Origin of the sequence: Pseudomonas sp. 21LCFQ010 (assembly GCF_024129905.1) — a bacterium.
Classification (GTDB): Bacteria; Pseudomonadota; Gammaproteobacteria; order Pseudomonadales; family Pseudomonadaceae; genus Aquipseudomonas.
Map to the genome: position 1 here is coordinate 260,206 of NZ_JAMYDZ010000003.1, position 19,002 is coordinate 279,207.

Here is a 19,002-nt window from a genome sequence, read left to right on the forward strand (position 1 = left end):
AAGCAGTGTTCCTCACGGTTTTGCCGGGTCTTGCAGGGGGGGATGCCCGGGCTCGTCGCCGATTTTTATGACAGGAGATTTCGGCGGTAGTGGTGCGAAATATCCCACTACCAATAGCAATATGCCAACACCTATGAACGAAACAATCCGCTCCAGCGAGCCGCGATCGCTCAGTTCGACAAAGAATAGCTTGATCACCACCAGGCCAATCAGCGCTGCGCCGGCCAGCCATACCTCGCGGCGTGCCTTGAGGTGTCCGCCGATCATCAAGGCCAGGGCCATCAGGGTCCAGACGATCGACAGGCCTGCCTGCACGCGCATGGAGTCCAGCAAGGCAGCGCTATCCCAGGCCACATCGCTCCAGTGGTGGCCGGTGCGCATCACCATCGCCGTGAGCAGGGCGAATAACGAGCTGCCAGCGACCAGTGCTGCCAATTGGCTCGCCCTGGCCGGGGCGATGCCAAACGCTGGCAGGTGTCTGTGCAGCCACAGCACGATGCCGCCGCAGGCCAGTAACAGACCGATCTCCAGCGGGTTGAGTAGCGGCATGTATGGCAGGGGGGCGGCGCTGCCATCACTGAGCGCATTGGCCAGCCAGAACCACAGCAGCATCAGCGCTGCCAATGGCGCGGTAGCCCATTGACGGTAGGCGCGCGGCCGCTCGGCCACCGGCCACGGCCAGTTGCGCTGCGCCGCCATGGCCCAGAGATACAGGCTCGGCAACAGCGCCCAGCCCAGCCAACGCCAGGCATTGAGTTGCTCGGCCAGTTGCAGCAGCAGGTAGCGCAGTTCCATGGCCAATACGCCCAATATCACCCAACAGCCCAAGGCATGGGCGCCATCCTGTACCCAGCCGGGCAACTGCTCGGCCAGACGACGCAGGCTCAGCAGGTGCACGGCAATGACCGCGAGCCAGGCGAACCAGCCACCATGGGCGGCCGGATGGTAGTCATTGGCCAGCGCGCCGAGCAGCAGCAAGGCGCTGACCGGCATCAAGGCGCAGCACAGCAAGGCCAGCCCCGGCCAGCGCAGACGGGCAGACACTAGCGTCCAGAGCAGCACGCTGACGGCTGCGGCCAGCAGCAGCCAGGTCAGTTGCCAGGCCTGAGGGGCAAAACGCAGTACCGCCGTGCCCAGTGAGCACGCCCACCAGGCGCCGCTCCAGACCAGCAATACAATGCCCAGGGTCAGCGGGTCGATCCGCAACGCAGTGCGCAGATGCCAGGCGCACCAGGCACTGCTCAAACCGGCCAGGGCGAGCAGCATCGGGGTCCAGAAATCCAGGCTGGCCGCCGCTTGCAGCAGGTAGCTGTCATTGAGTTGGGCGCTGAACACCAGGCCGGCGGCCAGTTGCAGCAACAAACCAAAGCCGCGGGCCAGCAACCGCTGCTGGCGCAGGCCCAGCCAGAATACTGCCGCGCCTTCGATCGCCCAGGCGGCGGTCGTCCATTGCGCATCCAGGCCCAGCGGGATCGCCAGCGTGGCAAACACCACGCCCAGGGCCAGGCAGGCTTCCAGCAACAACCGGGTTTGCCCGGTGGCGCGACTGGCCAGCAGGCGGGCGATGCCCATGTACACCAGACCCAGCACCAGCGCGCTGAAGGCTGCGCCGAACTGCAGGTGTTCAACGATTGCGTATTGCAGGCCAAAGCCGACCAGCGGTGTGCCGAACAGCAGGCTGCCATCGACGTAGTCACTTTGCCGGGCAGCCCAGCGCAGCTGTGCTGCGGGGCTGTCATGCGCAGTTGGCTGCGGCGCTTGCAGCAGCTTGCGTCGGGCAAATAGCAAGCCGATGGCCAGGTACATGAAGAAGAACAGCACCAGGAACGGCTCGGTGCTCCAGAACAGGGCAGGGGTGTATGTGTTGAGCCCCCAGGCAAATCCGATGCCGAAGGTGCCGACGAAGCCGATCAGGTTCAGCAGTCGCCAGGCCTTGAACCAGGCAATGGCAAAAATACCGGTATTGAGCAGGGCAAAGTAACTGAACAGCGCCACATGGCTGCCTTGCCCGGTCGATGCCAGCAAGGGCGCGGCAAAACCGCCGAGGGTTGCGGCGCAGGCCAGCGCCAGCGAGTCCTGGGCCACCGCCAGAATCGCCGAGCAGGCCATGATGATTACCAGCAGGGCGAACCCCAGGGTCGGGTCCAGCAGCGGATGCAGTTTCATTGCCGCGAACACCGTCAGGTACAACACGGCGACCCCGGTGCCTTGCAGCATCAGGGCAAATCCCGGATTGCGGCCGCGCAGCCACCAGCCCAGGCCCAGCAAGGCCAGGGCGCTGGCCGCGACCCCGGCATAGCGCGCCTCGATCGGCACCACCATGCCTTCGGTGGCATAGCGCAACAGAAACGCCAGGCCAAGAAACAACAGCACCACCCCGACCCGCAACACGGTATTGCCGCCAAGCAGCCAGTCGCGCGCTGCGCCCAAAGCCCGTTCGAACAGGTTTGGAGCATGCTGGCCAGGCTGCCAGGCATCGGCTTGCGGGGTGGTTTGCGCCGCCATGGGCGGCAGCTCCCAGACCAGTTCGGGTTCTGGATGGAGTTCGGCTTGTGGCGGCGGGCTCGGAACAGAGGCGGCAGCAGCCTGGCCGCTAAGGCCGGCAGGCGCGGTCTGCTCCAGCCGCTGCTGCAGCGTTTGCAGGTCCTTTTGCACCGTATTGAGCTGCTGGGCCTGGGCATCGGTCTGCCGGCCCAGTTCACGCAAGCGCAAACCTTGCCAGACCAGCCAGCCAAGCAGTGCACCGAAGGCCGTGCCGGCTTCAGAGTCTGGATAACTGAGGAAGTAGCCCAGCGCCGCTGCGCCGAAGACCAGAACGAACCATGGCACGTGATGACATCCTTTTCGGCCGGTTTAATAGCAACAAGGGTAAGTATATTGGCCGGTTGGACACATCAAGAAAGGAAAAATTTCGGGGGCGCTGCAAGTGGCCGTGGGGGCGGGCGCCCCCACGGCAAACGGTCAGTCCAGTGCCTTCCAGATCTCGGTGGCGTATTCACGAATGGTCCGGTCCGAAGAGAACCAGCCCATGCGCGCGGTGTTGAGCACCGCCGAGCGCCACCACTTCTTCGAGTCGTGCCAGGTTTCTTCGACCTTGAGCTGGGCATTCCAGTAAGAGTCGAAGTCGGCGCAGACCAGGAAGCGGTCATAGGCCAGCAGTTGATCGACCAGGCCGACGTAGCGGTTCGGGTCATCGGGTGAGAAGACTCCGCCGCGAATCGCTTGCAGCACGTCACCCAGGCGTGGCGAGGCTGTCACGTCAGGATGGGCACTGAAGTCGCCGCTGCGCTTGCGAGATTCAACCTGCTGCGAACTCATGCCGAAGATGAACATGTGCTCCAGACCGACCTGTTCGCTCATCTCCACGTTGGCGCCGTCCAGGGTGCCGATGGTCAGTGCGCCGTTGAGGCCGAATTTCATGTTGCTGGTGCCCGAAGCTTCCAGGCCGGCGGTGGAGATTTGCTCCGACAGGTCGGCCGCCGGGATGATGCTTTCGGCCAGGCTGACGTTGTAGTTGGGCAGGAACACCACCTTGAGCAGACCGCGCACGGTCGGGTCGTTGTTCACCGTACGGGCGATGTCGTTGGTCAGCTTGATGATCAGCTTGGCCGAGTGATAGCTGGCCGCTGCCTTGCCGGCGAAGATCTTTACCCGCGGTACCCAGTCAGTGCCGGGTTCGGCGCGGATTGCCTGGTACAGCGCCACGGTGTGGAACAGGTTGAGCAATTGGCGCTTGTACTCGTGGATCCGTTTGACCTGAACGTCGAACATCGCCGCCGGGTTGACGGCAATGCCCAGCCGATCCTGGATGATCGCCGCCAGGGCGCGTTTGTTATGCAGCCGCTGGTCAGCGAACTGCTTGCGCAGCGAGCTTTTCTCGGCAAACGGCTCAAGGTCGATCAGCCGGGTTTCAGCGTTGTCCAGCACGTCCTCGCCCAGGGTCTCGACCAGAATCCGGGTCAGGCGTGGGTTGGACTGGAACAGCCAGCGGCGGAAGGTGATGCCGTTGGTTTTGTTGTTGATGCGCTCGGGGTACAGCTTGTGCAAGTCAGCGAACACGGTCTTGCGCATCAATTGGGTGTGCAACGCCGAAACGCCGTTGATGCTGTGCGAACCGAGGAACGCCAGGTTGCCCATGCGCACCCGGCGGCCGTTGTCTTCTTCGATCAGCGAGACGGCGCGCAGCACGTCGAAATCATGAATGCCCTTGGCGCGCAGGTCGTCGATGTGCTGGGCGTTGATCAGGTAGATGATCTGCATGTGGCGCGGCAGCATGCGTTCCATCAGGCCTACTGACCAGGTTTCCAGTGCTTCAGGCAGCAAGGTGTGGTTGGTGTAGGACAGGGTGTTGACGGTGATCTTCCAGGCCTGGTCCCAGGCGATGCCGTGGGTGTCGATCAACTGGCGCATCAGCTCGGCCACCGCGATGGACGGGTGGGTGTCGTTCATCTGGATCGACGCATGATCGGCCAGGTCGGTCAGCGTGGCGTGCATGTTCAGGTGGCGGCGCAGCAGGTCTTGCAGCGACGCCGAAACGAAGAAGTACTCCTGACGCAGGCGCAATTCCTGGCCCGCTTCAGTGGCATCGTTCGGGTACAGCACGCGGGAAATACTCTCGGCACGCACCACCTCGGCTACCGCGCCAAAGTGATCGCCGGCATTGAAGCGCTCCAGGTGCAGGTCTTCCATGGCCCGGGCCCGCCACAGGCGCAAGGTATTGACGCTGGCGCCGCGCCAGCCGACCACCGGGGTGTCGTAGGCAATCGCCCGCACGGTTTCACCCGGCCGCCAGACCTGATGGGTTTCACCATCCTCGCCCGGTACGGTTTCGACGTAGCCGCCGAAGCCGACAGGGTAGACCACTTCAGGGCGCTCGAACTCCCAGGGGTTACCGAAGTCCAGCCAGTTTTCGGTCTGCTCCTGTTGCCAGCCATCGACCACGGCCTGACGGAACAGGCCGTGTTCGTAGCGGATGCCGTAGCCATGCCCGGCAATGCCGAGGGTCGACATGCTCTCCATGAAGCAGGCGGCCAGACGGCCCAGGCCGCCATTGCCCAGCGCGGCATCCGGTTCGAGCAGACGAATACGTTCGATGTCCACACCCAGCTCGGTCAGCGCCTCGCGGGCCACCTCCAGCAGGCCCAGGTTGCTCAGGCTGTCGTAAAGCAGGCGGCCGATCAGGAACTCCAGCGACAGGTAATACACCCGCTTCTGAACCTTGCGGTAGATCTGCCGGGTATGGTCCATCCAGTGTTCGACCATATGGTCGCGGGCAGCCAGGGCTACCGCTTCGAACCAGTCATGCTCAAACGCATGGTCAGGGTCCTTGCCCACTGCATAGGTGAGTTTGGCGAGAACAGCGGCGCGGAATGCGGCCACTTCAGCGTCGCGAACAAGTGGTTCCTGAGACATCGTTACGACCTCAAGCTATCAGACGAGTGAAGGTTCAACGGCCCCGCTAAAAACGGCCTGCGTTGCCATCGCTGCGTTAAAAACAGGCTCACACTGCTCATTTACACCCCGTAAACTCCGCTTGCTCGCCTGTTTTGCCTTGCGCTGGCTGTCTCGCTCACGTCTTTAGAGGCGCCCTCAAGTTATTTGACTGTAGGCGTGTCGCCGGTTATTTCCTGAAAAAATCGCAATCAATAAAAAACCGCATGGGGTCTCTGACCGGAGCGGCGCGCTCTGGTTCGCACCCTTGGCGTTCAGAAACGGACGATCATCAACGTGCAGCATGCTGATGACTCGTTTCGGGTTTATGATGGCCTCGGCAGTATTGATGACGCCCTCGAACCGGAACATGGAGCCGCTATGCAGACTTTGTACCCACAGATCAAACCTTACGCCCGGCACGATCTGGCCGTGGAAGATCCGCATGTGCTCTATGTCGATGAAAGTGGTTCGCCCGAGGGTCTGCCGGTGGTGTTCATTCATGGCGGGCCGGGGGCAGGCTGCGATGCGGCAAGCCGCTGTTATTTCGACCCGACCCTGTACCGCATCATTACTTTTGACCAGCGCGGCTGTGGCCGCTCGACGCCGCACGCGAGCCTGGAAAACAACACCACCGCGCATCTGATCGAAGACCTGGAGCGCATTCGCCTGCATCTGGGCATCGAAAAATGGGTGCTGTTCGGCGGCTCATGGGGCTCTACCCTGGCCCTGGCCTATGCCCAGGCGCACCCCGAAAGCGTGCACGCACTGATCCTGCGTGGCATATTTTTGTGCCGCCCGCAGGAGATTCAGTGGTTTTACCAGTCCGGTGCCAGCCGGCTGTTCCCCGACTACTGGCAGGATTACCTGGCCCCGATCCCGGCCGAAGAGCGGCACGACCTGTTGGGCGCCTATTACAAACGCCTGACCGGCAGCGACCAGATCGCCCAGATGCACGCGGCCAAGGCCTGGTCTGGCTGGGAAGGCCGCACCGCCACCTTGCGGCCCAATCCGCAGGTGGTCGAGCGCTTCTGCGAACCGCAGCGGGCGCTGTCGATTGCCCGCATCGAGTCGCACTATTTCGTCAACAATGCGTTTCTGGACGACAACCAGTTGCTGCGCGACATGCACAAGATTGCCCATCTGCCGGGGATCATCATTCATGGCCGCTACGATGTGATTTGCCCGCTGGACAACGCCTGGGACCTGCATCAGGCCTGGCCGGGCAGTGAACTGCAGATCATCCGCGAGGCCGGCCACGCCGCCGCCGAGCCGGGTATCACTGATGCACTGGTACGGGCCGCGGCGCAGATCGCCCGGCAGTTGCTGGATCTGGCGCCTGAAGAGGCCTGATCTGTCTGGCCGGCCCGGTGTCTGCGGTGCGGCCATCCTCTCTCTGTGTTAAGGATGCTTGATGAAAGGCTTGCTACAGCGCGTGCGTGGCGCGCGTGTTGAAGTAGAGGGTGAAGTGGTCGGGGCTATCGACCAGGGCCTGCTGGTTCTGGTGGGGGTAGAGCCGCAAGACACGCCGGCCAGTGCCGACAAGATGCTCCACAAGCTGCTGAACTACCGGGTATTCAGCGATGCCGACGGCAAGATGAACCTGTCTCTGCGCGACGTGCAGGGCGGTCTGTTGCTGGTTTCCCAGTTCACTCTGGCGGCTGATACCCGCAGCGGTTTGCGTCCGGGTTTCTCCAAAGCAGCGCCGCCGGCCCTCGGGGCCGAACTTTTCGACTATCTTCTGCAACAGGCAAAAACGGTTCATCCAAGAGTCGAGTCCGGGCGTTTCGGAGCTGACATGCAAGTTCACCTGACCAACGACGGTCCTGTGACTTTCCTGTTCGAGACCTGAAAAAAGCGCTCAAACGCTGCGTCCTGTATCGATTGGGTAACCAGGCAATAAAAACTTTGTCACACCTGATGCGTTGTGGCGCGCGCTACAGGATAATCGCGCGCTAAATGGCCATCATTGGTGGCCTGTCGGACGGTCGGGCAAATAAACCTTCGGCAGCGATTTGGGGAATCATTGGCCCCTTTCGCAGTCGGAACAATGCTCGCCAACCGGCACTGGATAGCTGGCCGTTGGTTTTTTCATCTGTTTTCGGCGAGGGTTGCTCGTGATCGTTAGTCCCTGTAATGCTCCAAAAAAACCTGTAACGCGGCTGCGTGGCGCGTTGATGGCTGGCACTGCCATGCTTTGCCTGCTTGGCTCAGGCCAGCTATGGGCATTCAATCTTGATGATGTGGCGGTAAAGGCCAAGGAATTGGCCGGGCAGAAGTTCGAAGCTCCGAAGAGCAACCTGCCGGGCGAGTTCCGTGAGATGAAATTCGCGGACTACCAGAAAATCCGTTTCCGCGAAGACAAGGCCGAGTGGGCGGGCGAAAAGATTCCGTTCAAGCTGTCGTTCTATCATCAGGGCATGCATTTCGACACGCCGGTGAAGATCAACGAAGTCACAGCTACCACGGTCGAGGAGATCAAGTACGATCCTTCGCGGTTTGATTTCGGTGAACTGAAATTCGACCCCAAGGCGACCGAGAAACTCGGCTACGCCGGTTTTCGCGTGCTGTATCCGATCAACAAGGATGACAAGCTCGACGAAATCATGACCATGCTGGGCGCCAGCTACTTCCGCGTGATCGGCAAGGACCAGGTCTATGGCCTGTCGGCCCGTGGTCTGGCCATCGATACTGCCGTATCGTCCGGCGAAGAATTCCCACGCTTCAAGGAATACTGGATCGAAAAACCCGGTGCAGACGACAACCACCTGGTGATCTACGCGCTGCTCGACTCGCCGCGTGCCACCGGTGCTTATCAGTTTATCCTGCGTCCTGGCAGCGGCAGCCGCGTCGACGTACGCTCGCGGGTGTTCCTGCGCGACAAGGTCACCAAGCTTGGTGTTGCGCCGTTGACCAGCATGTTCCTGTTCGGCACCCATCAGCCGCCGCGCATGTCCAACTACCGTCGTGAACTGCACGACTCCAGCGGTCTGTCGATCCAGGCAGCCAATGGTGAGTGGGTATGGCGTCCGCTGAATAACCCCAAACACCTCGCTGTGAGCAGCTTCTCGGTGGAAAACCCGCGTGGTTTCGGCCTGCTGCAACGCGGTCGTGACTTCAGTCAGTACGAAGACCTCGACGATCGCTACGACAAGCGTCCAAGTGCCTGGATCGAGCCGCGTGGCGACTGGGGCAAGGGCGTGGTCGAGCTGATCGAGATCCCGACTGCCGACGAGACCAACGACAACATTGTGGCGTTCTGGAAGCCTGACACTTTGCCGGCTCCGGGTGAGCCGATGGAGTTCAACTACCGGATCCACTGGACCAAGGATGAAAACGCCATCCACTCGCCAGATCTGGGCTGGGTCAAGCAGACCCTGCGTTCTCTGGGGGATGTGCGTCAGGCCAACCTGATTCGCCAGCCTGACGGCAGCATCGCCTTCCAGGTCGACTTTGTCGGTCCTGTATTGGCTGCGCAGCCAGAAGACAAGACCATTCGCAGCCAGGTGACCACCGATGAAAACACCGAGCTGGTCGAAAACACCCTGCGTTACAACCCGGTCACCAAAGGCTATCGCCTGAGCCTGCGGATCAAGGTCAAGGACGCCAGCCGTCCGGTCGAGATGCGTGCCTACCTGCTGCGTGAAGTTCCGGCAGAGCCAGGCAAGGAGCCAGCGGTGCTGGTGGCCAATGAAGAGAAGAAGGCTGCTGCCAAGTCGCCTGCCAAAGACACGGTCAAAGACGAGAAAGCGGTGGTCAAGGCTGAAGCGGTAAAGGCTGCCGAAGTCGCCAAGGCCGATGCTGGCAAACCTGAAGCGGCCAAGCCTGAAGCTGGCAAGGCCGAGGCCGCCAAGCCTGAGGCTGGCAAGCCTGAAGTGGCCAAGGCCGAAGCAGGTAAAGATGCCGATGCCACCAAGAAAGACGCCCAGCAGCCTGCTGCCGAGGCTGCGCCCACCCTTCCAGAACCGGCCAAGACTCTGCAAGTCCTGACCGAGACCTGGAGCTACCAGTTGCCTAGCGATGAGTAATTCCGTTCCAGTGCCAGAGTCGCTCAACGAGTACCTGGCACACCTGCCAATGAGCGACGAGCAGCGCGCCGAACTGGCCGGCTGCACGTCTTTCTCCGAACTGCACCGGCGCCTGTCGGCGCAGCCTGGCAGTGCATCCGACGAGGCCGCCCAGGCCTCGGTGGGCACCCGCCTGGCGTTGTCGACTGCTGACGAACTGCGCGAAGCCGAACTGCTCGATGTCGACGCCAACGGCCGGATCCGCCTCAAGGTGGCGCCGCCGATCAAGCGTACCCGGGTCGTGCCGGAGCCATGGCGCACCAATATCCTGGTGCGTGGCTGGCGGCGGCTGACTGGCAAGACCAATCCGCCCAAGCCGGACTACAGCGATCTGCCGCGAGACTTGCCCAAGTCGCGCTGGCGTACCGTAGGCTCGATTCGCCGCTACATCCTGCTGCTGCTGATGCTCGGCCAGACTGCCGTGGCGGGCTGGTACATGAAGGGCATCCTGCCGTACCAGGGCTGGTCACTGGTGTCGCTGGACGAGATCACCCGCCAGACCTTCGTGCAGACCGCCATGCAGGTGCTGCCGTATGCCTTGCAGACCACCATCCTGCTGATGTTCGGCATTCTGTTCTGCTGGGTGTCGGCCGGTTTCTGGACTGCTCTGATGGGCTTTCTGGAACTGCTGACCGGGCGCGACAAGTACCGGATCTCCGGAGCCAGTGCGGGTAACGAGCCGATTGAGCCCGGTGCCCGCACCGCGCTGGTGATGCCGATCTGTAACGAAGACGTACCACGGGTGTTTGCCGGCCTGCGTGCGACCTTCGAGTCGGTGGCCGCCACCGGCGACCTGGATCGCTTCGATTTCTTCGTCCTCAGCGATACCAACGACACCGACATCGCCGTGGCCGAACAACAGGCCTGGCTTGACGTGTGCCGCGAAACCAATGGCTTCGGCAAGATCTTCTATCGCCGTCGCCGTCGCCGCGTGAAACGCAAGAGCGGTAACCTGGACGACTTCTGCCGCCGTTGGGGCAGTGACTACCGCTACATGGTAGTGCTCGATGCCGACAGCGTGATGAGCGGCGAGTGTCTGACCAGCCTGGTGCGCCTGATGGAAGCCACGCCGGACGCCGGGATTATCCAGACCGCGCCGAAGGCGTCGGGCATGGACACGCTGTACGCGCGTCTGCAACAGTTCGCCACCCGCGTCTACGGTCCGCTGTTCACCGCCGGCCTGCACTTCTGGCAACTGGGTGAATCCCATTACTGGGGGCACAACGCGATCATCCGCATGAAGCCGTTCATCGAGCATTGCGCCCTGGCGCCATTGCCCGGTAAAGGGGCGTTCGCCGGTGCGATCCTGTCCCATGACTTCGTCGAAGCAGCGCTGATGCGCCGTGCCGGCTGGGGCGTGTGGATTGCCTATGACCTGCCGGGCAGCTACGAAGAATTGCCGCCCAACCTGCTCGACGAGCTCAAGCGTGATCGACGCTGGTGTCACGGCAACCTGATGAACTTCCGCCTGTTTCTGGTCAAGGGGATGCACCCGGTCCACCGTGCGGTGTTCCTCACCGGGGTGATGTCGTACCTGTCAGCGCCGTTGTGGTTCCTGTTTTTGGTGCTGTCCACCGCGCTGCTGGCTGTCAACACCCTGATGGAACCGACCTACTTCCTGGAGCCGCGCCAGCTGTACCCGTTGTGGCCACAGTGGCACCCGGAAAAAGCCATCGCCCTGTTCTCGACCACCGTCGTGCTGTTGTTCCTGCCCAAGCTGCTCAGCGTGATCCTGATCTGGGCTCAGGGCGCCAAGTCGTTCGGTGGCAAGTTCAAGGTCACCGTGTCGATGTTCGTCGAAATGCTGTTCTCGATGCTGCTGGCACCGGTGCGCATGCTGTTTCACACCCGTTTCGTTCTGGCCGCGTTCCTCGGCTGGGCAGCGACCTGGAACTCACCGCAGCGTGACGACGACTCCACGCCGTGGTCCGAGGCCATCAAGCGTCACGGTCCGCAGACCCTGTTGGGGGTGTTGTGGACCGCTCTGGTGGCCTGGCTGAACCCGAGCTTCCTGTGGTGGCTGGCGCCTATCGTGGTGTCGCTGATGCTGTCGATTCCGGTCTCGGTGATTTCCAGCCGTACCGGCCTGGGCCTGAAGGCGCGTGACGAGAAGCTGTTCCTGATTCCTGAGGAATACGACACGCCACAGGAACTGATCTCCACTGATCAGTACACCCACGAGAACCGCTGGCATGCCCTTAATGACGGCTTCGTTCGGGCCGTGGTCGATCCGCAGCAGAACGCCCTGGCCTGTGCCATGGCCACCTCACGACACCGTGAGGCTGCGCCTATCGAGGCTTTGCGCGTCGAACGGGTGGCGCAGGCGTTGCAGGCCGGGCCAGAGAAGCTTGGTAATCATGAGCGGTTGATGCTGCTCAGTGACCCGGTCGCTCTGTCGCGCCTGCACGAGCAAGTGTGGAACCAGCGTCATCCTGAGTGGCTGGCGGCCTGGCACGCCTCCATCGACGCCGACCCGCATGCGCCGTTGTTGCCGTTGCAACCGGTCAGGCCTGAACCGGTCCCGGTGCCGGCCTGATGCGTGAGGCGGCACATTTGCTGTGAATGTAATGCCGCCTTCACGAGCAAGCTCGTTCCCACTGTATTTCAGGTCAGGATCGGGTGGGAGCGACCTTGGTCGCGAAGGCGGCGGTAAAGTCGCAGCAGATGCTGTGACTTTACCGGCCTCTTCGCGGGCAGAGCCCCCTCCCACCGGGTCTCCCTTCCCGGTCAATGGTTTGTGATCTTGTTTGCCAAGGGCGTCAGTCGTCTGCCGGCCTGCCTCGCATAATCAAACCTTGAAACGGCTCACCAGTTCCTTGAGCCGGGTGCCCAGCCGCGCCAGTTCAATGCTCGAGGAGGCCGTCTGTTCGCTGGCCGTGGCGGTCTGCTCCGAGATCTCGCGCACATTAACCACGCTGCGGTTGATCTGTTCGGCCACTGCACTCTGCTGCTCACTGGCGGTGGCGATCTGGCGGTTCATGTCCTGGATGCCGGTGACGGTGCGGGTGATTTGCTCAAGCGCAGCGCCCGCCCGGCGGCTCAGTTCGACGCTTTGCTCGGTCAGGCTGCGGCTGTTGTCCAGGGTGCTGACCACCTGCTGCGTGCCGCTTTGCAGGGCGGCGATCAACTCTTCGATTTCTTCGGTGGACTGTTGGGTGCGTTGCGCCAGGCTTCGAACTTCGTCGGCCACCACAGCAAACCCGCGTCCTGCTTCGCCGGCACGAGCGGCCTCGATAGCGGCGTTGAGGGCGAGCAGGTTGGTCTGCTGTGACACCGACTTGATCACATCCAGAACGCCAGCAATCTTGTCACTCTCCTGGCGCAGGCGATTCATTGCCTGGGTGGAGTTGAGCATTTCCTGGGACAGCTGCTCTATCTGGCCGATGGCTTCGCCCACCACCCGATCGCCATCGCGGGCTTGCTGGTCAGCCTGAACCGCCGCGTTCGAGGCCTGTTGGGCGCTGCTGGCCACTTCCAGCACGGTGGCGGCCATCTGGTTGATGGCGGTGGCGACCTGATCGGTTTCGGTCTTCTGGCTGTTGACCCCGGCGCTGGTCTGCTCAGTGACTGCCGACAGTTGCTCGGCGGCGCTGGACAGCTGGTTGACGCCATCGCCGATGCCGCTGAGCAGCCCGCGCAGGTTCTCGGTCATGTCTTGCATGCTGCGTTGCAACTGGCCCAGCTCATCATTGCGCTCAACGATCAGGTTGCGGCTCAGGTCTCCTTGGGCGATACGCCCGGCGGCCGCCAGGGTCTGGCGCAACGGCACGATGATCTGCCGGGTCATCACCCAGGCTGCCAGCAACCCCATGCCCATTGCCAGCACCGCGACCCCGGTAAGCGCGGTGCGCGAGCGGCTGGCCTGATCATCGCGCTGTGTGCCCTGCAGGCTGATGAGCTGGGCGACCGATTCGAGCATCTGGTCGCCGAGGCTTTCCATGGCCTCCTGGCTTTGCTCGACTCCCGACTGCGCATCGCGAAAGCGCCCCAGTTGTTCCTTGTACTCTTGCAGCGCTTCTGCAGCTGGTTTGAGCGCTTGCAGATTGTCGTCGGCTTGCTCGCGAGCAATCTCCTGGACTTCCTTGAGCGCTTCGTCGATGGCCATTACGGCGGCATGTTCATCTTCCTGTTTGGCGCTGAAGGTGTAGGCCTGGACCTGAAAGCGGGCCAGCTGGATCTGCTGCTTGAGCTGCGCCAGGTTGGTGAACTCTTCCAGACGCTCGGCGTTGTCCTGTTCCTGGCTCAGAGACTTGAGCACCTCGGTTTCCACCTGGCCAACAGCGGCGACGGCCTGCGCCGACTGCTGCACCAGCTTCTGGCTGGTCTGGTCGCGCATCTGACGTTGCAGGCTCAGTTCGGCGAAGGTCTTCTCCAGGCTGGCGATGATCCGGCTTTGTGCCGTCAGCAGGTCAAGACTCTGCGGGCTTTCGACCTCCTTGCGCAGCACGCCCAGATGGCTTTCCAGTTCGTTGAGGCGGTTTTCAACGCGGGCGGCGCTCTGTGGGGTGCTTTCTTCACGGAAGATGATCCGCTCGGCACGCAGGTCCTTGGTCAGGTTGCTGAGCTGGCCGATGGACGAGATCGCCTCGGACCGTTCGATCATGTTGTCCAGGCCGTGCCAGCCGGTGAGGGTGATGGCCAGGGTCAAGGCCAGGACCAGGCCGAAACCCAGGGTGAGTTTGACTCTGACGCTCAGGTTGTCGAGCGTGCGGTTGATCAATGCAAACATCGGGAAGCTCCTGCGCTATTGAATGCGTCATGAGCGCATCGGCAGGAGTCGGGGAGAGTCGACCTGAACCGGTCGTAGGACATTTCTGAACGGTTGCAGAGGGTGATGCAGTTATCACAAGCGCGGCCAGCCGCGCTTGTGATACGGGGCACGTCAGACGATAAAGCGGCTGACCAGAGTCTGCAGATGGTTGCCCAGACGGGCCAGTTCGACGCTGGAAGCGGCGGTTTCTTCGCTGGCGGCCGAGGTCTGCTGGGAAATATCGCTGACGTTGATCACGCTGCGATTGATCTCATCGGCGGTGGCGCTCTGCTGTTCTGCGGCGGCGGCGATCTGCTGGTTCATCGACTGGATGGCCGAGACCGTACGGGTGATGCTTTCCAGCGAAACCCCTGCGCGGCGGGTCAGCTCCACGCTGCTGCCGGTCAGGCTCAGACCGCTGTCGATGATGCTCGACACCTGCGCAGTACCGTTTTGCAGGCTGGCAATCAGCGCTTCAATTTCTTCGGTGGACTTCTGGGTGCGTTGCGCCAGGCTGCGCACCTCATCGGCCACCACGGCAAAGCCGCGCCCGGCCTCGCCCGCCCGCGCCGCTTCAATGGCGGCGTTGAGGGCCAGCAGGTTGGTTTGTTCGGCCACCGACTTGATCACGTCCAGCACGCTGCCGATCTTGTCGCTTTCCTGCTTGAGGTCACTCATCGCCTGAGTCGAGTTGCCCATGGCCGAGGCCAGGCGTTCGATTTGTTGAATCGCCTCGTTGACCACCTTGTCGCCTTCGCGTGCCTGCAGGTCGGCGGCCTTGGCCGCTTCGGAGGCTTCTTCGGCGTTGCGTGCCACTTCCTGTACCGTCGCGGTCATCTCGTGCATGGCCGTTGCCACCTGGTCGGTTTCGACCTTCTGGCTGTTGACCCCGGCGCTGGTCTGCTCGGTCACTGCGGACAGCTCTTCGGCGGCGCTGGCAATCTGGGTCACACCGTCACGAATACCGCCGACCAGATCACGCAGGTTGAGGGTCATGCGCTGGATACTGGCTTGCAGTTTGCCGAGTTCGTCGCCACGATCGATTTTCAGGTCATGGCTCAGATCGCCGGAGGCGACACGCTCGACCACCTTGAGAGTGTCCTCAAGTGGTTTGGTGATTTGCCGGGTGATGATCCAGGCGGCCAGAATGCTGAGCAGCACCGCCACCAGCGTCGCCAGGCTGATCGTCACCAGCGCCTTTTGACTTTCCGCATCGCGGCTGGCTTTCTGGTTCTGAATCAGTTCATCACTGGTTTTGACCAGCGTCTCGCCCAGTGGCGCCATCCGCTCAAGCGCTGCGTTGGCTGCGCCATGTGCATCGCGGTACTGACCGACAGCGGCGCGGTAGCCTTTGAGGCCTTCCTGTGCCGCTTGCAGGGTGGGCAGGAACGCTGCAGGAATGTCGCCCGCCAGGCTGTTGATGCCGACCATGGCCTCATCAATGGCTGCGTTGGCGTTCTTTTCGAACTCGGCCCTGCCGCTATAGGTATAACCGCGTACCTGGAAACGCGCCTGCTGAAGCAGTTTGCTGACCCCGACGATATTGTTGAAGGCCAGAATATCGTCGCCCTTGAGCAGCTCGGCTTCGAGTTTGCCAATTTCGGCCACGGCTTTATCGGCACTGTCGCCCATCAAACTACGCGTACCTTCACGGGTCGTAATGGCACGGCTCATGTCTGTGAACGCCTGGCGATAATCACTGGCGGCCTTGATCTGGGTCTCCAGACGGCGGTGATTTTCTGGCGTCCTGACCAGGTTCTTGGCGGCCAACAATCCTGCATCGAGTCGGTCCAGGCCATCGCTGACATTTTTCGCCGCTTCAGGACTGACCCTGGCTTCATATTGCTGACGCAGGATGCGCAGTTCGAGGGTCTGCTGGTTGATGTCATTGATTGCGGCAACCCGATCGCTGCGGGCGATCAGGGACTGGATGCTGCTCCAGGCGACGCTACTGATTGCCAGTGCCATCAATACAACCAGACCAAACCCTATAGTCAGCTTCAGGCGAACACTGGCGTTAGCGAGACTTTCAGTAAACCAGCGAGGCATGGTGGCTCCTTGTAGGATGTATCAACGCGAAACGTCCTACTGCATCGGCCTGTATTGTTAAAACTGAAGCGTTCAGTCAGCAAAATGACAGTTGGCAGCGTCTTAAAACAGGCGCGCCAGCAACGCCGTCACGGCGGTCTCGACGCGCAGGATGCGCTCGCCCAGTTGCACCGGTTGCAGGCCGGCCTTGCCCAGCAGTTCGACTTCGTAAGGAATCCAGCCGCCTTCGGGGCCGATAGCCAGTGTGACCGGCCCGCTCACAGCCCGCGGGCAGGCGGGGAAGTCGCCGGGGTGACCGGTCAGGCCCAGGGTGTCTTGCGCAATCGCGGGCAGGCGGTCTTCGACAAACGGCTTGAAGCGCTTTTCGATCAACACCTCAGGCAGAACGCTGTCGCGGGCCTGTTCCAGACCGAGAATCAGATTCTCGCGGATGCTCGCCGGTTGCAGGAACGGTGTCTGCCAGAAACTCTTCTCTACCCGGTAGCTGTTGACCAGAATCAGCCGTGGCACACCCATGGTGGCCACGGTCTGGAACACCCGACGGAGCATTTTCGGTCGTGGCACGGCCAGTATCAGGGTCAGCGGCAGCTTGGCCGGTGGTGCGCTGTGCAGGCTCACCTGCAGCTCGGCTTCACGCGGCTCCAGACGCAGCACCTCGGCCTGACCCAGCAGGCCGTCAATGCGGCCGACCCGCAGGGTGTCGCCGACCTCGACGCGCTGCACCTCCTGCATATGCCGCAGGCGGCGATCACGCAGGATCACCCGGTCGGCCGCGATAAAGTCGGCCTCCTCAAGCAACAGCAGGTTCACAACAGCGGTGCTGGCGGCTGATCGGGCTTGGGATCCTCAGGGTGTTCGCCGCGCTTGCTGATCATGCCGCTGCACAGCACGCCGAGCTCGAACAGCAGCCACATCGGCACGGCCAGCAAGGTCTGGGAGAAGATGTCCGGTGGGGTCAGGATCATACCGACCACGAAGCAGCCGATGATCACGTACGGGCGAATCTTCTTCAGGTACGCCACATCGACCACGCCAATCCACACCAGCAGCACTACGGCCACCGGAATCTCGAAGGCCACGCCGAAGGCGAAGAACAGGGTCATGACAAAATCCAGATAACTGGCGATGTCAGTCATCATCGACACGCCTTCAGGTGTCACGCTGGCGAAGAAGTGGAAAATCAGCGGGAACACCAGGAAGTAGGCGAACGCCATGCCGGCATAGAACAGGATAATGCTGGAAACCAGCAGCGGAACCGCAATGCGCTTTTCATGCTTGTACAGGCCCGGCGCAATGAAGCCCCACACCTGATGCAGGATGATCGGCATCGAGGCGAACAGGGCAACCATCATGGTCAGCTTGAACGGCGTCAGGAACGGCGAGGCCACATCAGTGGCGATCATCGTCGCGCCTTCGGGCAAGTAGGCGCGCAGCGGGGCCGAAACCAGGGTGTAGATCTTCTGGGCGAAATAGAACAGGCAGGCGAACACCAGAAACACGGCCGCCACGCAACGCAGCAGGCGGGTCCGCAGTTCGGTCAGGTGCGAGACCAGCGGCATCGGCTGGTCGTTTTCCGGGATTTCAGCGCTCATGGGGCTCGCGGCGGCAATGACGAATCAGAAGGGCTGGCCGGTTGGGCGACGGGCGCGGCAGTGACCAGCGGTTTTGGCTGTTTTTCCAGGCTCAGACGCGGCTTTTCCGGGGCGTTGGCCACGGCCGGCTGCGGTTCTGGTTCAGGTTGCAGCTCGATGGGCTGCGGGTCCGGTTCGGCGGCCGAGGCATCACGGTTCAGAACCTCTTCCTGCAATGGCGAGAAGATCTTGCGGGCCTCTTCTTCCAGCGACAGGATGTGCTCGTTATGCAGTTGTCGACGGATTTCGTCGGCACCGATCTCGCGCTCCACTTCCTGCTTGATGGCGTTGAAGCTGCGCCGCAGGCGCCCGATCCACAGGCCGGCGGTACGTGCGGCACCTGGCAGACGCTCGGGGCCGAGCACCAGCAGGGCAACCAGGCCGACCAGCAGCAGTTCGGAAAAGCTGATACCGAACATGAATCAGACCTGGTCCTTGCGCTGCGGCTCTGGAACCCTCTGGGCCTGGGCATCGATGGTGTGCGGCTGGGTTGGCTGGGCCGGTTGTGGCGCGGCCTGAGACTGCTGCGGCTGGGCCGTTGCATCGGGTGCAGCCTGTTTTTCGTCGTCGTTCATGGCTTTGCGAAAGCCCTTGATCGATTCGCCGACGTCAGTGCCGAGGTTTTTCAGCTTCTTGGTGCCGAACACCAGGACGACGACGATCAGAATGACGAGCCAGTGTTTCCAGTCAAAAATACCCATTACAGCAATCCTCTTGAAGTTTCAGGCGTGCGCCCAGGCCTTAACCTTGCGTGCGCGCAGCTTTTTCCGCGTGGCCGGACAGCCCGAAACGGCGATCCAGTTCGTCAAGCACGGCCTGCGGATGCTGACCCAGGGCCGCCAGCATGACCATGCTGTGGAACCACAGATCGGCGGTTTCATAAATGACATCGCTGCAGTCACCGCTGACAGCGGCGTCCTTGGCAGCGATGATGGTTTCGACCGACTCTTCGCCAACTTTCTCCAGGATCTTGTTCAGACCCTTGTGATACAGGCTGGCGACATAGGAGCTGTCAGCAGCCGCGCCTTTGCGCGACTCCAGTACTTCGGCCAGACGGGCCAGGGTGTCGGTCATG

13 protein-coding genes are annotated in these 19,002 nt (G+C 62.0%); 4 read left to right on the forward strand and 9 right to left on the reverse strand.

Going from position 1 to position 19,002, the window contains the following annotated elements:
- Positions 1 to 12 precede the first annotated feature (12 nt).
- Positions 13 to 2,829, reverse strand: coding sequence for a DUF2339 domain-containing protein (locus NJC38_RS06280; protein WP_253112190.1), 2,817 nt, complete (start codon positions 2,827 to 2,829; stop codon positions 13 to 15).
- Positions 2,830 to 2,961: 132 nt separating this feature from the next.
- Complete coding sequence (locus NJC38_RS06285; RefSeq protein WP_045486423.1) at positions 2,962 to 5,412, reverse strand: glycogen/starch/alpha-glucan phosphorylase; 2,451 nt, start codon at positions 5,410 to 5,412, stop codon at positions 2,962 to 2,964.
- A 399-nt stretch (positions 5,413 to 5,811) separates the two neighbouring features.
- Here NJC38_RS06285 and pip point away from each other — a divergent pair, with 399 nt between their 5' ends.
- The 4 genes from pip to mdoH all read left to right on the forward strand — a co-directional run bounded on the left by pip (position 5,812) and on the right by mdoH (position 12,033).
- On the forward strand, positions 5,812 to 6,783 hold the full coding sequence (gene pip, locus NJC38_RS06290) for a prolyl aminopeptidase (protein ID WP_253112192.1): 972 nt from the start codon (positions 5,812 to 5,814) through the stop codon (positions 6,781 to 6,783).
- Positions 6,784 to 6,844: 61 nt separating this feature from the next.
- Positions 6,845 to 7,282, forward strand: coding sequence for a D-aminoacyl-tRNA deacylase (gene dtd / locus NJC38_RS06295; protein ID WP_045486432.1), 438 nt, complete (start codon positions 6,845 to 6,847; stop codon positions 7,280 to 7,282).
- Between the two features lie 265 nt (positions 7,283 to 7,547).
- Positions 7,548 to 9,458, forward strand: a complete 1,911-nt coding sequence (locus NJC38_RS06300) for a glucan biosynthesis protein G (RefSeq protein WP_366855554.1) — start codon at positions 7,548 to 7,550, stop codon at positions 9,456 to 9,458.
- Complete coding sequence (mdoH, locus tag NJC38_RS06305; protein ID WP_253112196.1) at positions 9,451 to 12,033, forward strand: glucans biosynthesis glucosyltransferase MdoH; 2,583 nt, start codon at positions 9,451 to 9,453, stop codon at positions 12,031 to 12,033. The genes NJC38_RS06300 and mdoH overlap by 8 nt, the downstream gene beginning before the upstream one ends.
- Before the next feature lie 252 nt (positions 12,034 to 12,285).
- Here the strand turns inward: mdoH and NJC38_RS06310 are convergent, their stop codons facing one another.
- The 7 genes from NJC38_RS06310 to NJC38_RS06340 all read right to left on the reverse strand — a co-directional run bounded on the left by NJC38_RS06310 (position 12,286) and on the right by NJC38_RS06340 (position 19,001).
- Entirely contained in the window at positions 12,286 to 14,226 is a 1,941-nt protein-coding gene (locus NJC38_RS06310; protein ID WP_253112198.1) for a methyl-accepting chemotaxis protein, read from the reverse strand.
- Between the two features lie 153 nt (positions 14,227 to 14,379).
- Positions 14,380 to 16,296 (reverse strand): methyl-accepting chemotaxis protein, encoded by a 1,917-nt coding sequence (locus tag NJC38_RS06315; protein WP_253112200.1) that lies wholly within the window; start codon positions 16,294 to 16,296, stop codon positions 14,380 to 14,382.
- Positions 16,297 to 16,398: 102 nt separating this feature from the next.
- Positions 16,399 to 17,106: a 16S rRNA (uracil(1498)-N(3))-methyltransferase gene (locus NJC38_RS06320; protein WP_045486442.1), complete on the reverse strand. Its 708-nt coding sequence runs from the start codon at positions 17,104 to 17,106 to the stop codon at positions 16,399 to 16,401.
- The gene (tatC, locus tag NJC38_RS06325) at positions 17,103 to 17,888 is read right to left on the reverse strand and encodes a twin-arginine translocase subunit TatC (protein ID WP_253112202.1); all 786 of its coding nucleotides are present in this window, start codon (positions 17,886 to 17,888) and stop codon (positions 17,103 to 17,105) included. The genes NJC38_RS06320 and tatC overlap by 4 nt, the downstream gene beginning before the upstream one ends.
- Complete coding sequence (gene tatB / locus NJC38_RS06330; protein WP_253112204.1) at positions 17,885 to 18,346, reverse strand: Sec-independent protein translocase protein TatB; 462 nt, start codon at positions 18,344 to 18,346, stop codon at positions 17,885 to 17,887. The genes tatC and tatB overlap by 4 nt, the downstream gene beginning before the upstream one ends.
- 3 nt (positions 18,347 to 18,349) lie before the next feature.
- A complete protein-coding gene (locus NJC38_RS06335) occupies positions 18,350 to 18,628 on the reverse strand; it encodes a twin-arginine translocase TatA/TatE family subunit (protein WP_045486450.1) in 279 nt (92 codons plus the stop codon).
- A 40-nt stretch (positions 18,629 to 18,668) separates the two neighbouring features.
- A complete protein-coding gene (locus NJC38_RS06340; protein WP_045486453.1) occupies positions 18,669 to 19,001 on the reverse strand; it encodes a phosphoribosyl-ATP diphosphatase in 333 nt (110 codons plus the stop codon).
- Between the last annotated feature and the right edge of the window lies 1 nt (position 19,002).

Bases quoted from the DNA above. Each gene is read 5' to 3' on its own strand.
- pip (WP_253112192.1), top strand. From the start codon at position 5,812: ATGCAGACTTTGTACCCACAGATCAAACCTTACGCCCGGCACGATCTG.
- NJC38_RS06340 (WP_045486453.1), bottom strand. From the start codon at position 19,001: ATGACCGACACCCTGGCCCGTCTGGCCGAAGTACTGGAGTCGCGCAAA.
- tatB (WP_253112204.1), bottom strand. From the start codon at position 18,346: ATGTTCGGTATCAGCTTTTCCGAACTGCTGCTGGTCGGCCTGGTTGCC.
- NJC38_RS06315 (WP_253112200.1), bottom strand. From the start codon at position 16,296: ATGCCTCGCTGGTTTACTGAAAGTCTCGCTAACGCCAGTGTTCGCCTG.
- NJC38_RS06310 (WP_253112198.1), bottom strand. From the start codon at position 14,226: ATGTTTGCATTGATCAACCGCACGCTCGACAACCTGAGCGTCAGAGTC.
- tatC (WP_253112202.1), bottom strand. From the start codon at position 17,888: ATGAGCGCTGAAATCCCGGAAAACGACCAGCCGATGCCGCTGGTCTCG.
- dtd (WP_045486432.1), top strand. From the start codon at position 6,845: ATGAAAGGCTTGCTACAGCGCGTGCGTGGCGCGCGTGTTGAAGTAGAG.
- mdoH (WP_253112196.1), top strand. From the start codon at position 9,451: ATGAGTAATTCCGTTCCAGTGCCAGAGTCGCTCAACGAGTACCTGGCA.
- NJC38_RS06285 (WP_045486423.1), bottom strand. From the start codon at position 5,412: ATGTCTCAGGAACCACTTGTTCGCGACGCTGAAGTGGCCGCATTCCGC.
- NJC38_RS06335 (WP_045486450.1), bottom strand. From the start codon at position 18,628: ATGGGTATTTTTGACTGGAAACACTGGCTCGTCATTCTGATCGTCGTC.